Annotated in this window: 13 protein-coding genes; 5 read left to right on the top strand and 8 right to left on the bottom strand. The window is 67.4% G+C overall.

The window, feature by feature from the left end:
* Positions 1-129: 129 nt before the first annotated feature.
* The 3 genes from FOA17_RS11040 to FOA17_RS11050 are packed head-to-tail and all read left to right on the top strand — an operon-like array spanning position 130 to position 6,841.
* Positions 130-3,555 carry a transglutaminase family protein gene (locus tag FOA17_RS11040; RefSeq protein ID WP_149141550.1) on the top strand — a complete coding sequence of 1,142 codons (3,426 nt, stop codon included), beginning with the start codon at positions 130-132 and terminating at the stop codon, positions 3,553-3,555.
* Positions 3,556-3,562: 7 nt separating this feature from the next.
* Positions 3,563-5,953 (top strand): circularly permuted type 2 ATP-grasp protein, encoded by a 2,391-nt coding sequence (locus FOA17_RS11045; RefSeq protein WP_149141551.1) that lies wholly within the window; start codon positions 3,563-3,565, stop codon positions 5,951-5,953.
* 3 nt (positions 5,954-5,956) lie between these two features.
* Positions 5,957-6,841, top strand: coding sequence for a transglutaminase family protein (locus FOA17_RS11050; protein WP_149141552.1), 885 nt, complete (start codon positions 5,957-5,959; stop codon positions 6,839-6,841).
* A 102-nt stretch (positions 6,842-6,943) separates the two neighbouring features.
* Here the strand turns inward: FOA17_RS11050 and clpB are convergent, their stop codons facing one another.
* A complete protein-coding gene (gene clpB, locus FOA17_RS11055) occupies positions 6,944-9,559 on the bottom strand; it encodes an ATP-dependent chaperone ClpB (protein ID WP_149141553.1) in 2,616 nt (871 codons plus the stop codon).
* Between the two features lie 331 nt (positions 9,560-9,890).
* On the opposite strand from clpB, the gene FOA17_RS11060 reads away from it, so the two are divergent.
* Positions 9,891-10,271 (top strand): hypothetical protein, encoded by a 381-nt coding sequence (locus FOA17_RS11060; RefSeq protein ID WP_149141554.1) that lies wholly within the window; start codon positions 9,891-9,893, stop codon positions 10,269-10,271.
* Here FOA17_RS11060 and FOA17_RS11065 read toward each other — a convergent pair.
* From FOA17_RS11065 to FOA17_RS11080, 4 genes are read right to left on the bottom strand one after another with little or no spacing between them, the layout of a single operon-like run.
* Positions 10,249-11,055 carry a TolB family protein gene (locus FOA17_RS11065; protein ID WP_149141555.1) on the bottom strand — a complete coding sequence of 269 codons (807 nt, stop codon included), beginning with the start codon at positions 11,053-11,055 and terminating at the stop codon, positions 10,249-10,251. The two genes, FOA17_RS11060 and FOA17_RS11065, sit on opposite strands and share 23 nt — an antisense overlap.
* The gene (locus FOA17_RS11070; protein ID WP_149141556.1) at positions 11,052-11,825 is read right to left on the bottom strand and encodes a hypothetical protein; all 774 of its coding nucleotides are present in this window, start codon (positions 11,823-11,825) and stop codon (positions 11,052-11,054) included. The genes FOA17_RS11065 and FOA17_RS11070 overlap by 4 nt, the downstream gene beginning before the upstream one ends.
* Positions 11,826-11,875: 50 nt before the next feature.
* Positions 11,876-12,589, bottom strand: coding sequence for a copper homeostasis protein CutC (locus FOA17_RS11075; RefSeq protein WP_238991793.1), 714 nt, complete (start codon positions 12,587-12,589; stop codon positions 11,876-11,878).
* Entirely contained in the window at positions 12,583-13,470 is an 888-nt protein-coding gene (locus tag FOA17_RS11080) for an ROK family protein (protein ID WP_149141558.1), read from the bottom strand. The genes FOA17_RS11075 and FOA17_RS11080 overlap by 7 nt, the downstream gene beginning before the upstream one ends.
* Positions 13,471-13,579: 109 nt before the next feature.
* Between FOA17_RS11080 and pyrF the strand changes: the two genes are divergently transcribed.
* Positions 13,580-14,275, top strand: a complete 696-nt coding sequence (pyrF, locus tag FOA17_RS11085; RefSeq protein WP_149141559.1) for an orotidine-5'-phosphate decarboxylase — start codon at positions 13,580-13,582, stop codon at positions 14,273-14,275.
* A gap of 59 nt (positions 14,276-14,334) precedes the next feature.
* Here pyrF and FOA17_RS11090 read toward each other — a convergent pair whose 3' ends face one another.
* The 3 genes from FOA17_RS11090 to FOA17_RS11100 form a co-directional block, all read right to left on the bottom strand.
* Entirely contained in the window at positions 14,335-14,625 is a 291-nt protein-coding gene (locus tag FOA17_RS11090; RefSeq protein WP_149141560.1) for a hypothetical protein, read from the bottom strand.
* Between the two features lie 63 nt (positions 14,626-14,688).
* A complete protein-coding gene (locus FOA17_RS11095; protein ID WP_149141561.1) occupies positions 14,689-14,949 on the bottom strand; it encodes an NfeD family protein in 261 nt (86 codons plus the stop codon).
* Between the two features lie 3 nt (positions 14,950-14,952).
* Entirely contained in the window at positions 14,953-15,831 is an 879-nt protein-coding gene (locus FOA17_RS11100) for an SPFH domain-containing protein (RefSeq protein ID WP_149141562.1), read from the bottom strand.
* Positions 15,832-15,950 lie beyond the last annotated feature (119 nt).

The following is a 15,950-nucleotide window of genomic DNA, read 5'->3' on the forward strand; positions in this document are numbered from 1 at the left end:
GCATTTGTAGCACCGCCGCCCAATCGGGCGGCGGTTTTGCGTGACAAGGGGCGCAAAGCGCGCAGGATGGGCAGAAGCCCCGTCCGCGCTGACTAGACTGGGGCCAGCGCGACCAACAGGGGCCCCATCATGGCGATCCATGCCAGCATCCATCACCTGACCCATTACAAATACGACCGCCCGGTGACGCTGGGCCCGCAGATCATCCGGCTGCGCCCGGCGCCGCAATCGCGGACCAAGGTGCTGTCGCACAGTCTCAAGGTGTCGCCCGGCGGGCATTTCGTGAACCACCAGCAGGATCCCTATGGCAACTGGCTGGCGCGGTTCGTCTTTCCCGAGCCCGTGACCGAATTTCGGATCGAGGTCGATCTGGTGGCCGACATGTCGGTCTATAATCCCTTCGATTTCTTCGTCGAAGACAGCGCCGAATTCTGGCCCTTTGAATATCCGCGCGATCTGGCCGATGATCTGGTGATCTACCGCACGCCAGAACCCGCCGGCCCGCTGCTGGAATCGTTTCTGGAAACCGTGCCGCGCGACAAGGCCCGCACCACCGATTTTCTGGTGGCACTGAATGCGCGGGTGAATGGCGTGGTGAATTACACCATCCGCATGGAGCCCGGCGTCCAGACCCCCGAAGAGACGCTGCATGCCAAATCCGGCTCGTGCCGCGATTCGAGCTGGCTTCTGGTGCAGGCGCTGCGGCATCTCGGTTTCGCGGCGCGCTTTGTCTCGGGCTATCTGATCCAGTTGGCGCCGGATGTGAAATCGCTTGATGGCCCTTCGGGGACCGAGGTCGATTTCACCGATCTTCACGCCTGGGTGGAGGTCTATATTCCCGGTGCGGGCTGGATCGGGCTGGATCCGACCAGCGGCCTTTTGACCGGCGAAAGCCATATTCCGCTGGCGGCCACCCCGCATTACCGCAACGCCGCGCCAATCTCGGGCGGGTTTTCGGCGGTCGGCACGCCCGAGGTCAGCTTCGATTTCGACATGCAGGTGCGGCGGGTCGCCGAACATCCGCGCATCACCAAACCCTTCAGCGATACCGCCTGGGAGGATCTGAACGCGCTTGGCCGGAAGGTGGATGAAAGCCTGCGCGACAGCGATCTGCGCCTGACCATGGGGGGCGAGCCGACCTTCGTGTCGATCGACGATTTCGAGGGGGCAGAGTGGAACACCGCTGCCGTCGGCCCGCAAAAGCGCGACCGCGCCGATGACCTGATCCGCCGCTTGCGCAGCCGCTTTGCGCCGGGTGGTTTCCTGCATTACGGGCAAGGCAAGTGGTATCCCGGCGAAAGCCTGCCGCGCTGGACCTTCTCGCTCTATTGGCGGCGCGACGGGATGCCGGTCTGGCAGAACCCCGATCTCGTCGCGCGCGAGGCGCAGGATTACCAGGTCGGCGCCGCTGAGGCGGGGCGGTTCATGGAGGGGTTCGCCGAACGGCTGGGCATTTCGCCCGAACACGCGCAGCCCGCCTATGAGGATCCGGCGGAATGGATCCTGAAAGAGGCCAATCTACCGCCCAATGTCAGCCCCGAGAACAGCAAGCTGAAGGATGCCGAGGAACGGTCGCGCTTCGCCCGGGTGTTTTCGCGCGGGTTGACCGAACCGTCGGGCTTTGTCCTGCCGATCCAGCGCTGGCAATCGCAGGCCAGTGGACCACGCTGGCGGTCGGAGATGTGGAAGCCCCGGCGCGGGCATCTGTTCCTGGTGCCCGGTGACAGCCCGGTGGGCTATCGCCTGCCGCTGGCGGGGCTGCCCTATATCCCGCCGGCGCAATATCCCTACAGCTATCCGGCCGATACCTCGATCCCGCTGGCGCCGCTGCCCGATTTCCACGCGGCGCTCGCCGCCCGCCGCGCCGAGGTGCAGGCGGAAATCGACCGTCTGGCGCGAGAGGAGGCGCTGGAGCAGGCCGCCATGCTGCCCGAGGTCAGCGCCGATTTCGCCCAGCCGGGCGCGGTGAAGGCCGATACCGGCCGCCGACAGCCGGTCGTGGCGCAGATGGGCGTGGACCCCGCGCAAGGCTGGGTGCGCACCGCCATCGCGATGGAGCCCCGCGACGGGCGGCTCTGTCTGTTCATGCCGCCCTGCGAGACGCTGGAGGATTACCTTGAATTGCTGGCGACCGCCGAGGCGACGGCGGCCGATCTGAACCTGCCGGTGCATATCGAGGGCTATGCCCCGCCGCATGACGCGCGGCTGAATGTGATCCGCGTGGCGCCCGATCCCGGCGTGATCGAGGTGAACATCCACCCCGCCCATAGCTGGGAAGATTGCGTCGCCACCACCGAGGCAATCTATGAGGAGGCACGGCAAAGCCGTCTGGGCGCCGACAAGTTCATGATCGACGGGCGCCATACCGGCACAGGCGGCGGCAACCATGTGGTTGTCGGTGGCGCCACGATGGAAGACAGCCCCTTTCTGCGCCGCCCCGATCTGCTGAAATCGCTGATCCTGATCTGGCAGCGGCACCCTTCGCTGTCCTATCTGTTCTCGGGCCTGTTCATCGGCCCGACCAGCCAGGCCCCCCGCATCGACGAGGCGCGGCATGACAGCCTGTATGAACTGGAAATCGCGCTGGCCCAGATCGGCGATCCGGTGGCGGGCGGCCCCTTGCCGCCGCCCTGGCTGGTGGACCGGCTGCTGCGCAACATCCTGATCGACGTGACCGGCAATACCCACCGGGCCGAGATCTGCATCGACAAGCTTTATTCGCCCGATGGCCCGACCGGGCGGCTGGGTCTGGTGGAATTCCGCGGCTTCGAGATGCCGCCGCATCCGCGCATGAACCTCGCGCAGCAATTGCTGATCCGGGCGCTGATCGCGCGCTGCGCCAAGGCGCCGGTGCGGGGCAAGCCGGTCCGCTGGGGCACGGTGCTGCATGACCGTTTCATGCTGCCGCATTACATCTGGGCCGATTTCCTGTCGCTGCTCGACGATCTGGCGCAACATGGGTTCAAACTGGATCCGGTCTGGTATCAGGCGCAGGCCGAATTCCGCTTTCCCTTCTGCGGTCAGATCGAGGTGGAGGGCGTGCATCTGGAACTGCGGCAGGCGTTGGAGCCGTGGCATGTGCTGGGCGAAACCGGTGCCATCGGCGGCACGGTGCGCTATACCGACAGCTCGGTCGAACGGTTGCAGGTGCGCATGACCACCCTGTCGCAAGACCGCTACCGCATCATGTGCAACCGCCGCCCGGTGCCGCTGACCCGCACCACGACCAGCGGCGAAAGCGTGGGGGGCGTGCGGTTCAAGGCCTGGCAGCCGGCGGCCGCCCTGCATCCGGTCCTACCGGTCAATGCGCCACTGACCTTTGACATCTATGATGACTGGTCGGGCCGGGCCATCGGCGGCTGTGTCTATCACGTCGCCCATCCGGGCGGGCGGAATTACGACACCTTCCCCGTGAACGGATACGAGGCCGAGGCACGGCGGCTGGCACGGTTCGAGGCGCATGGCCATGCGCCCGGCAGCTATGTCCCCGCGACCGAGGCGCCGCATCCGGAATTTCCGATGACGCTCGACCTGCGGCGCGCGCCATGGATATAACGGGGGCATGAACATCGCCACCGCCGCCCCCGATCTGCCCGAAATCCTTCGGGGTTATGTGCCGCAACCCGGCGTGGCGGACGAATTGTTCGACGCGCAGGGCGTCATGCGGCCGGTCTGGGCGCCCTTCATCGCCCAGTTGGCCGGCCTGTCGGCCGAGGATGTGGCGGCGCGTTTTGCCCGGGGCGAGCAGTATCTGCGCGATGCGGGCGTCTATTTCCGGCTCTATAGCGGCGGCCCGGCGCAAGAGCGCGAATGGCCGCTGTCGCATGTGCCGGTGCTGCTTTCCGATGCCGACTGGCAGGGCATCTGCGACGGGCTGGCCCAGCGGGCAGAGCTGCTGGAACAGGTCATGGCCGATCTCTACGGCCCGGGGCGTCTGGTGGCCGAGGGTCATCTGCCGGCCGAACTTGTCGCGCAGAACCCGAGCTGGCTGCGCCCGCTGGTCGGCGTTGTGCCACGGTCGGGCCACTGGCTGCATCATCTGGCCTTCGAGATCGGGCGCTCGCCCGACGGGTCGTTCTTTGTGCTGGGCGACCGGGCGCAGGCGCCCTCCGGTTCGGGCTTCGCGCTGGAAAACCGCATGGCGACCATGCGCATCTTCTCCGACCCGTTCCCCCGCGCCAATGTGCGGCGTCTGGCCGGGTTCTTTCGCGGCTTCCGGCAGGCGATGGAGGATCAGGCCGGGCCGGGCCGGCGCATGGCGATCCTGACGCCGGGGCCGAATAACGATACCTATTACGAACATACCTATATCGCCCGCTACCTTGGCATGACCCTGCTGGAGGGCGAGGATCTGATCGTGCGCGACGGCGAAGCCATGGTGCGCACCGTGCGGGGGCTGGAGCCGCTGGGCCTGCTCTGGCGCCGCATCGACAGCGAATTCGCTGATCCGCTGGAACTGAACGAGGGCTCGCAGATCGGCACCCCCGGCCTGATCGAGGCGCTGCGGCAGGGCAATCTGGGCCTGGTCAATGCGCTCGGCTCAGGGGTGATCGAGGCGCGGGCGATGATGGCCTTCCTGCCCCGCATCAGCGAGGTCTTGCTGGGCGCGCCGCTCAAGCTGCCGAATATCGCGACCTGGTGGTGCGGTCAGCCGCTGGAACGCGCCTATGTCGAACAGAACGCGGCCGGCATGATGATCGGCGCGGCGCTTGATCCGGCCTTGCCCTTTGCGATCGGCGCCGAAACCGTGCTGGGCGGACAATTTCGCGGCAGTGCCAGCCCCGGCCCCCTGCCCGAATGGCTGGCCCGCGAAGGGTCGCGGCTGGTCGGGCAAGAGGCGGTCACCCTGTCCACCACCCCGGCCTGGAGCGAGGGGCGCCTGGTGCCGCGCCCGATGACGATCCGCGTCTTTGCCGCCCGCACCCCCGAGGGCTGGACCTTCATGCCCGGCGGCTATGCCCGCATCGGCAAATCCGACGATACGACCGCGCTGGCCATGCAGGCGGGCGGGTCGGTCGCCGATGTCTGGGTGGTGGCGCCGCGCGCCGTGGCGCCCGACAGTCTGGTCCCCGGCAGTAGCTTCGAGCGCAGCCCGCCCGGCATCCTGCCTTCACGCGCGGCCGACAACCTTTATTGGCTGGGCCGCTATATCGAACGGACAGAAGGCGCGATCCGCCTGCTGCGCGCCTGGCATCTGCGGCTGGCCGAGACCGGTGACCGCGATGAGCCGCGGTTGCAACTCATGTCGGCGCATATGGCGGCGCGCGGGCTCAACCCTGATTTGCCGATCCCCGAAGGGCTCGCACTGCTGATCGGGGCGGCACGCATTTCGGCCGCGCGCGTGCGCGACCGTTTCTCGCCCGATGGCTGGGGGGCGCTGAACGATCTGGCGCGCACCGCCGACAAGCTGGCCGCCAAGGTGAGCGATGGCGATGACGCCGCGCTGGCCATGTCGATCCTGTTGCGCAAGATCTCGGGCTTTTCGGGGCTGGTGCATGAAAACATGTATCACTTTGCCGGCTGGCGCTTTCTGTCGCTGGGCCGGGCGCAGGAACGCGCCGATGGCACGCTGATGTCGCTTCAGGCCTTTGCCGACCCCGCTGCCCCGCCCGGCACGCTGGATGTCGCGATCGAGATCGGCGACAGCACCATGACGCATCAGCGCCGCTACCGCTTTGGCCCCAGCCGCGAGACCGTGCTGGATCTGCTGCTGCTGGATGCGCAGAACCCGCGCTCGGTGCTGTATCAGATTGCGCAGATGCGCCACCATGTCGGCAAGCTGCCGCAGGCCGGCAGCGGCGGGCGCCTGTCGCCCCTGGAACGCGCCCTGCTGCTGCTCGATACCGATCTGCGGGTCTTCGGGCCGTCGGACGTGACGCCCGCGCAGCTTGACGACCTGCGCGCCCGCCTGGCCGAGGTGTTCGACCTGCTCGCGCTGTCTTTCCTGAGGTAGCCGATGCGCTATGACATCCAGCTGACCATCGACTATCACTATGACGCACCTTCGGACCATGCGCGCAACATCCTGCGGCTCTTGCCGCTGGAGACACCGCAGCAGACCGTCACCGCGCGGTTGCTGACAGTCGATCCGCCCCCCGATGAACGTCGCGACCAGCAGGATTTCTTTGGCAATGCCATGACCACCGTCGCCTGGCATCAGCCGGTCGAAAAGATCAGCTTTCGCCTGCGCGCCCGGGCCGAGCGGCACCCCCAGCCCGTCAGTGACCTGTCGGCGCCGCTGGCCGATCTGGCGGCGGATCTGGAACAGGCGGGGCTTGAACCGGCCTCGCCGCTGCATTTCCTTGGTGCCTCGCCCCGCATCCCACCCGAGGCAGAGATTACCGCCTTTGTCCGCGCCGCCCTTCCCCCTGCCCCCAGCACCCGCGCCGCGGTCGAGGCCATCGGTCGCGCCTTGCATGAGGTGATGACCTATGACGCCGAGGCGACCGATGTCGGCACCACGCCGCAGGCGGCCTTTGCCCTGCGGCGCGGGGTTTGCCAGGATTTCGCGCAGATCATGATCGCGGGGCTGCGCGCGCTTGGCATTCCGGCGGGCTATGTCTCGGGGTTTCTGCGCACCTATCCGCCGCCGGGCCAACCTCGGCTGGAGGGGGTGGATGCCATGCATGCCTGGGTTGCCGCCTGGTGCGGGGCGGCGCAGGGATGGGTGGAATATGACCCGACCAATGCGCAATGGGCGGGCGAGGATTACATCACCGTGGCAATGGGTCGCGACTATGCCGATGTGGCGCCGGTGCGTGGCGCGCTGCGCTCCGCCGGTGGGCAGGACAGCACGCAGGCGGTGGACGTGATCCCCCTCGACACCCCGACACCCGGCTGAAGGCACGCGCGGGGGCGACCGCGACCGGCTGCTGCCGGCGGGCGCGATCTGCCGGGTCGCCCCTGTCTGACAAAAAGGGGGCCGTGTGGCCCCCTTTCTGCGTCAATGCACCCTTGCTTCGGCCGGTTTTTCGCGGCGCGAGGCGATCACCCGGTCGCCCAGGATCAGGCCATCCGGCCCGGCAGTCACCGTCACTTCGCTGCCATCCAGCACATCGCCGGCCAGGAGCATCTCGGCCAGCGGGTCTTGCAGGTTGCGCTGGATCACCCGCTTCAGCGGGCGGGCGCCAAAGACCGGGTCATAGCCTTCATCGGCCAGCCATGTCTTCGCCGCGTCATCCAGCGCCAGCGCGATCTTGCGATGCGCCAGCCGTTTCTCCAGCCGTTTCAGCTGGATTTCCACGATGCCGCCCATATCCGCCCGGTTCAGCCGGTCGAAGATGATCTGCTCATCCAGACGGTTGAGGAATTCGGGGCGGAAATGCGTCCGCACCGCCTCCATCACCTCGGCCCGCGCCGCCCCGGCATCCGCGCCCTCGGGGAGTTCGCTCAGCGACCGCGCGCCCAGGTTCGATGTCAGGATGATCAGCGTCTGCTTGAAGTCCACCGTGCGGCCCTGACCATCGGTCAGGATCCCGTCATCCAGCACCTGCAACAGCACGTTGAACACGTCGGGATGGGCCTTTTCCACCTCGTCGAACAGAACGACCTGATAGGGCCGGCGCCGCACCGCCTCGGTCAGCACGCCGCCCTCGTCATAGCCGACATAGCCGGGCGGGGCGCCGATCAGCCGCGCGACAGAGTGCTTCTCCATGAATTCGCTCATGTCGATGCGCACCATCGCGGTTTCATCGTCGAACAGGTATTCGGCCAGCGCCTTGGTCAGTTCGGTCTTGCCGACGCCGGTCGGGCCGAGGAACAGGAAACTGCCCAGCGGGCGGTTCTCGTCATTCAGCCCGGCGCGGGCCCGCCGCACCGCCTTGGACACGGCCTCGACCGCCGGTCTCTGGCCGACGACGCGCTTGCCCAGCTCGTCCTCCATGCGCAGCAGCTTTTCCTTTTCGCCTTCCAGCATCTTGGTCGTGGGAATGCCGGTCCAGCGTTCGACCACCTCGGCGATCTGTTCGGGGCGCACGGCCTCGGCAACCAGGGCATCGCCCTGCTTCGCCTCGGCCTCGGTCAACTGCTTTTCCAGGCCCGGAATACGGCCATATTGCAGCTCGCCCGCCTTGGCGAAATCGCCCTCGCGCTTGGCCTGTTCCAGTTCGGCCCGGGCGCGGTCAAGCTGTTCCTTCAGCTCGCGCGCCTGTTCCAGCGTGTCGCGTTCGGCCTGCCATTTGGCGGTCATGGTCGCCGACTGATCCTGAAGATCGGCCAGTTCCTTTTCCAGCTTTTCCAGCCGATCGCGCGAGGCGGCGTCATCTTCCTTCTTCAGCGCCTCGGCCTCGATCTGGAGTTGCAGGATCTGGCGATCCAGCGCGTCCAGTTCCTCGGGCTTGCTGTCCACTTCCATGCGCAGGCGGCTGGCGGCCTCATCCACCAGGTCGATCGCCTTGTCGGGCAGGAAACGGTCGGTGATGTAGCGATGCGACAGCGTGGCCGCCGCGACCAGCGCCGCGTCGGAGATGCGCACGCCGTGGTGCATCTCGTATTTTTCCTTGATGCCGCGCAGGATGGAGATCGTGTCCTCCACCGTCGGCTCCTCGACCATCACCGGCTGAAAACGCCGCGCCAGCGCCGGATCCTTCTCCACATATTTGCGGTATTCATCCAGCGTGGTCGCGCCGATGCAGTGCAATTCGCCCCGCGCCAGCGCCGGCTTGATCAGGTTTGCCGCATCCATCGCGCCATCGGATTTGCCGGCGCCGACCAGGGTGTGCATCTCGTCGATGAACAGGATCACCTCGCCCGCCGCGGCCTCGATTTCCTTGAGGATTGCTTTCAGGCGTTCCTCGAATTCACCGCGATATTTCGCCCCGGCAATCAGCGCGCCCATGTCCAGCGCCATCAGTTTCTTGTTGCGCAGGCTCTCCGGCACGTCGCCATCGACGATGCGCAGCGCGAGGCCCTCGGCGATGGCGGTCTTGCCCACGCCGGGTTCGCCGATCAGCACCGGGTTGTTCTTGGTGCGGCGCGACAGAACCTGCATGGCGCGGCGAATTTCCTCGTCGCGGCCGATGATCGGGTCGATCTTGCCCTCTGCCGCCGCGTCGGTCAGGTCGCGGGCGTATTTCTTCAGGGCCTCCATCGTGTCTTCGCTGGAGGCGCTGTCGGCTGTGCGGCCCTTGCGGATATCATTGATCGCGGCATTCAGACCCTGCGCGGTGACAGCCCCCGCCGAAAGCGCATCCTTGGCGCGGGTATTCACCAGCGCCAGCGCCGTCAGCAGCCGTTCCACCGGCACGAAGGCGTCGCCCGCCTTCTTGGCGACCTGCTCTGCCTCATCCAGCACCCGCACCAGCGAGGGGTCGATATAGGCCTGCCCGTCACCGCCCGAAACCTTGGGCTGCTTGGCGATGGTGGCATTGACGGCCTCGTTCACGCGCTCGGGCGCGCCGCCGGCACGGCGGATCAGGTTCGAGGCCAGCCCCTGTTCGTCATCCATCAGCGCCTTGAGCAGATGTTCGGGCAGCACGCGCTGATGGCTTTCCCGCATCGCGATGGTCTGCGCCGCCTGAAGGAAACCGCGCGACCGTTCCGTGAATTTCTCCAAATTCATCGGCATTCTCTCCTTTCAAAAGCACCGTTCACGACCGCCCCCGAAAGGCACGGTCCCTCGGCCTTGTTCCTCAGATGGGATGATCATGCCCGCCCCGCAAGCCCGCCGCCATGACCTGCGACAACTTTTCGTTCGCGGCTTTCCGCCCATGGCCGGCGGGCGCATGGGGTGCGGGCATTTCCCCGCCGATGCGGCGGGCCCCGATCGGCGGGCTTTGGCAGCAGGGCGCCGGGCGGCGCGGCTTTCGCTTGCTGCGGGCGGCGGCAGGACGCAGGCTCGCCCGTAACCGGAAACACCGTTCACGAAACGCCATCCCCACGCGCGAGGCCCGATGCAGCACGCCCTTCACCCCATTCTCAGCAAGGCCCGCGTGCATGGGTTGGCGATCAATGTCGCGAAATCGGGGCTTTGCCTGAACGACCCCGCCGAATTGCGCATCACCGATGAGGGCGTGCTGGAGGTGCACGCCATCATCCGCCGGCCGCTTCTGGGCCTGATCCCGCGCGCGGCGCGGTTGCCGCTGGGCCATCTGGGGCCGCATACCGTGGCGCGGATCGCGCCCTATCTGCGCGACGAGACGCCGCTCCGGCTGCGCATCGTCGGGCTGACGCCGGAATATATCGCCCAGCCCGAGATTTTCGTGTCGATCTGGGGGGCGTTCCGGCCGGAATTTCCCGGCCCCGCGCCGCTTACGCCGCCTGATAGCGCATGAAGGCAAAGGCCCGCCCGTCGGGCGACCAGCAGGGCACGTTCAGGCTGCCCTGCCCGCCGTAAAGGTCGATCACCGGGCGCCGGTCGCGACCATCGGGGGTCATGAGCCAGAGCTGCACCTCGAGATCGCGGGGATGGCCCTCGGTGCCGGGCGGGTAGGACAGATAGACCACCCGCCGCCCGTCGGGCGAGGGGTGGGGAAACCAGTTCACCCGGTCATCGACAAAGACCTGCGCCGCCGCGCCGCCCTCTGGTCCGCCCTCTGGCCCGATCCGCCAGATCTGCGCATGCCCGCTGGCATCGCTGTTGAACCAGATCGCGCCATCGGGGGCGAAATCCGGCCCGTCGTGATGGGCGGTGCCGGGGGTCAGGATCCGCTCCTGCCCGGTGTCGAGATCCATCACCGCGATGCGCACCACCCGGTCGCCCCGCGCGCAGGCATAGGCGATACGGTTGCCCTGCGCGCCATGCCACCAGCTTGGCCGCAGCGGCACGATCTGCCCGGCACCCAGCACATAGATGCCCGCGCCATGGCCATCATGGGCGGAAAACACGATCTCACCCCCCGGCAGAAAGCCGTGATCGTTGTTGCAACGCAGCCCTTCAGGCGTGGGGATCGGGGTCAGCCCCGCCGCCGTGGCACGCCAGAGCCGCCCCTCGCCATTGACCAGAAACCACCCCTCCGGGTGCCAGTTCGGCGCCTCGATCAGGCGGGGTGTGCGCAGCACCACGCGGGTTTCGCCGCTGGCGATGTCATGCACCTCCAGCGACGACCGCCAGGTCATTCGCGGGCTTTCGGGGTCAGCAATTTCGCCGGGCGCAACGCCTCGGCCGCCTTGAACAGGCCGAAGGTCTGGTTGACGTAATTCACCACGCCGCCGATCTGTTCCAGGTATTTCTGCAATTCGGGCGTCCGCTCGGCCTCCATCACCTGCACCGGGCGGTCGGGGCCGTCGCCCTCGAACTGCACATAGAACAGCGGCTCGCCGCGTTTCAGCACGATATCCTTTTCCGGCTCGTGCCATTCAAAGGCCCACATCAGCGGGCGCGGCCAGACATTCAGCGGGAAACGCCCGCCAAAGATCGTGCCGGGCAGCGGATCGCGGCGGTAATGCATGAAGGCCGAAAGCTGCGTCACATAGACCAGCTCATCGGCGATGAAGCAGTAGGGCAGCGACAGCTGGATCGTCGGGCGGTCGGGGTAGCGCCATTCGACCTCGTTCACCAGGGTCAGCACCTCGCCCAGCTTGTTGGCGCGGATGGTCGAGGCGGCACCGGCCCGGTTGATCAGATGTGGCTTGCCCTTGTCGTCGCGGCCAAAGCCGATCTGGATGTCAAAGGGGCATTTGACCATGAAATACCGGCTTTCCAGCTGAATCACGCCGGGGCAGCGGCTGGCGGATTTGGCATGGGCGCGGTTGGTCTGGCGAAAGCTGACCCGTTCGGGCGGGTCATACAAAACCGCGCCCTTGTCAGAGGTCAGGAACCAGCCCACGTTGATCGGGCCGGATTTCGGCCCCTCGTCGGGCCGGTCGAAACTCAGGTTGATCTGCATCGTTACGCCTCACTTGTTTGGGCAAAGCGTCCATCGCGGCGCGGCGGATGTCAACGCGGCGCTTGGGCCGCGGCAAGCAGCGCTGCCACGCGGTCGGCGCGGGTCTGGCGGGGGCAGGGCGGGGCAAATCCAAACGCCGTCACGCGCGGGTCCGCCGGCATTTCGGCCGCGCAAGAGGCGTGCAGTTCGGCAAAGCCCGCCGCCGCGAAACGCGCCGCATTGGCCGGGGTGATGCCCGACCCGGGCAGGATCACGATCCGCCCCGCCGCCTGCGCGCGCAAGGCGACCAGCCTGTCGAACCCGTCCTCGGCCCGCAGCGCCTGACCCGAGGTCAGGATATGGTCAAAGCCAAGCGCGATGGCGGTTTCCAGCGCCGCCTGCCAATCGGGCACCAGATCGAAACAGCGATGCAGCGTGCGGCCCATGCCCTGCGCGGCGGCGGCCATTTCGGACAGGGCCGCAGCATCCAGCCGCCCATCGGGATGCGAGGCACCCAGCACCACCCCCTCCAGCCCCGCCGCGCGGGCCGTGGCGATATCATGCAGGATCGCGTCCCGCTCCGCCGCAGACCAGACGAAATCGCCGTCACGCGGGCGCATCATCGCGCGGATCGGCAGATGGTGGGCGACAGCAGCCCGCATCAGCCCGGCAGAGGGGGTCAGCCCGCCCAGAGCCAGCGCCGAACACAGTTCGATCCGCCCGGCCCCGCCCGCCACAGCCTCGGCCAGACCCGCGGCGGTATCAACGCAAACCTCGATCAGCACAGCGCGCCCCAACCGCCATGCGAGGCGCCGATCAGCCCGGGTTCAACCGTCAGCGCGGCGGGGCGGATGACGCCCTCTTGCGGCCAGAGCCGCCGCGCGGCAACCGCCTTGTCCAGCGCGGCGACCAGGGGCAGCGCGCGGCCCAACCCGCCGCCCACCGGCACGGCGGTCGCCCCCACCACGTTCAGCACCATGGCCAGCGGGCCGGCCATGATCTCCAGCCAGATCGCCACGGTTTCGGCGGCGGCCGCCGCGCCGGATTGCCAGCCCGCCACGATTTCCTCCGATCGCAGGCTTTGGCCGCTCAGATGGCGATGCAGTTTCTCGATCCCGCGCGCCGATCCGATGGCGTCCAGACAGCCGACCTGCCCGCAGCCGCAGGTCATGCGCGGCACGTCGCGGCCCAGCGGGCGGCTGTCCTGCACCGGGCCATGCCCCCATTCGCCGGCAAAGCCGCCCGCGCCGGTGACCAGCCGCCGGTCGATCACCAGACCGCCCCCGACCCCGGTGCCCAGGATGACCCCGAACACCGTGCGATGGCCGCGTGCGGCACCGCTGCCGGCCTCGGCCAGGGCAAAGCAATCGGCGTCATTGCCGATCCAGACCGGCAGGCCCAGTTCCGCCGCCAGATCCTCGGCCAGCGCGCGCCCGTCGAGACAGGGGATATTGGCGATGCGCATCCGCCCGGTTTCGGGGTCGATGCAGCCCGCGATGGAGATGGCCACCCCCCGCGCCCCCGCGCTCATGCCGGCCAGCACCGTGGCAAAGGCGTTGAAATCGTCGCGCGGGGTGGGCGCCTCGTTCACCGGGCCAAGCTGGCCCGGGGCGGGTGACAGCGTGCCCCGGATGCGTGTGCCGCCGATATCAAAGATTGCCAGCATCATCGCCCCCCTGTGCCGCGCCCGCCCTTCCTAGCATCGGATGGCGCCGCTTGACAGCGCGCCGATCCCGCCGCAAACCGCCGCAAACCCGACAGCGAAGGAGAAGCCGATGAGCGATGACCGTCTGATCGTGGCACTGGATGTGCCGAATGTGGTGCAGGGCCTCGCACTGGCCGACCGGATCGGGGATGCCGCAAGCTTTTACAAGATCGGGTTGGGCATGCTGACCGGGGGCGGCTTCGCGCTGGCAAACGAGCTGAAGCATGAACGCGGCAAGCGGGTGTTTCTGGACATGAAGCTGTTCGACATCGGCGCCACGATCGAGGCCGCGGTGCGGGGTATTGCCCAGCACGGGCTGGATTTCCTGACGGTGCATGGCGACCCGCAGGTGGTGCGGGCGGCCGCCCAGGGCAAGGCGGGCACCGACCTCAAAATCCTCGGGGTGACGGTGCTGACCTCGCTTGACCGGGCGGATCTGGATGCCAACCTGATCGTGCCGGGCGACATTCACCAGATCACGCTGGAACGCGCCGCCCGCGCGTTGGAGGCCGGGGCCGATGGCGTCATCGCCAGCCCGCAAGAGGCCGCGATGATCCGCGCCCTGCCGCAGGCGGCGGGCAAGTTGATCGTCACGCCGGGCGTGCGTCCGGCGGGGGCGGCGCTTGGCGATCAAAAGCGGGTGGCGACGCCGGCGCAGGCCATCGGCGATGGTGCCGATCACATCGTGGTGGGCCGCCCGATCTGGCAGGCCGCCGATCCGGCCGCAGCCGCGCGGGCGGTGATTGCCGAATTGCCGCGCCGATAGGAAAACGGCCCCCGAAACGGGGGCCGTTCACGCGGTCATTCAAGCGACCCGCCCGGCGATCAGTTGCCTTGTTGGGCCGGGGCGGCGGGCTGTTCGGCCGCCGGGGCGGTTTCTGCCGGGGCGGCCGGGGCCGGGGTGGGGGTGTCCACGGTCACATTCACCTCGGACGGGGCCGAGGGCGTAGCGGAACCGCTGTCCAGCCCCGGAACGCCGTTGGCGATCCAGATCACCCCCAGCAGCGCGACGACGCCGCCCAGGATGAACAGAATGAAAGAGGTGGCGCCGCCGCCGCTCTTTTCGGTTTCGATGACGGTGGTGCCGCGCGTGTCGGTCGTGCGATAGTCGGTCATGGCGTTGCTCCTGCAAGGGATACTTGGCAAAGGAACGTGCGCCGGCCGCCGATGGTTCCCCGATCAGTCGTTGATATCGCGCGTCCAGCGCTTCACCTCGCCGCGCTCATAGCGCAAGACGGCACGCAGCACCGCCCAGGCCAGCAGCGACAGCACGGCAAACAGCGCGAGCTGCGCCGCCAGCGACAGCGTCACCCAGCCGGTCCAGAGCAAGCCGCCCACCAGCACCGCACCGATGGCGAAACCCAGAAAGACATAGCCGGGCATGAACAGCTCCAGCCCGCCCAAGGCCATGCCCGCCACGATCCACATCCACCAGGTCATCGGTCATTTCCCCCGGAACATGGCAAAGGCATTGGCAAAGGCCTCGGCCGCCTGCGCCGGCAGGACCAGCGTATGCTTGCCCTCGCCCTCGGCCAGCTTGGCCAGCGCCTCGACCTGCTTGAGCGCCACCTGATACTGTGCCGCCTCAATGCCGTTGTTCTTGATCGCCTCGGCGATGACGCCGGTCGAATAGGCCTCGGCCTCGGCCAGGACGCGGCGGGCCTTGGCCAGCTGTTCGGCGGCGTAAAGCTCGGCATCCGCGTTCAACTCGACCGCGCGGCGCTTGCCCTCGGCCTCGGTCACCTGGGCGCGGCGGGCGCGTTCGGCGTTCAGCTGCTGCAACATCGCGGCGCGGGTCGCATCGTCGAGATTGACATCCAGCACCTCGGCCCGCGTCACCTCGATGCCCCAGTCATCGACCATGGCCGCGACCTGTTCACGCACCTTGGTAATCAGATCGGCGCGGTTCGACTGCACCTGATCCAGCTCCATCTTGCCGATCTCGCTGCGCACGATCCCCGCCACGGTGGTGGCAATCGCACCATCCACATCGCGGATCCGGTAGACGGTCTTTTCCGGCTCGATCACCCGGTAAAAGACCGAGGTTTCCACCTTGACCAGCACGTTGTCGGCGGTGATCGCGTCCTGGGTCGCATTGGGCAATTGCCGTTCCAGCACCGAAACCTTGTGCGCGACGGAATCGATGAAGGGCACGATCAGGTTGATGCCCGGCCCCAGCACGGCGCGCAGCTTGCCAAAGCGTTCGATCACATATTTCTGGCTTTGCGGCACGATCTTGACCGCCCAGAACACGACGAGAATGACAAGCGCGGCCAGCCCCAGCAACACGGCATTGCCGCCCAGAAATCCCTCAAAATCCATCATCAAATCTCCTCATGGTCCTGTGCGCAGGATGATCTTCACAAGTCGCTCAATCAATAGGCAGTTGATTCTGCCCAGAATCAGCCAAATAGCCGTGCGATCTTGCGCCCCAGTATTGA

The organism is Gemmobacter caeruleus (genome assembly GCF_008271655.1).
GTDB classification, from domain to species: domain Bacteria; phylum Pseudomonadota; class Alphaproteobacteria; order Rhodobacterales; family Rhodobacteraceae; genus Gemmobacter; species Gemmobacter caeruleus.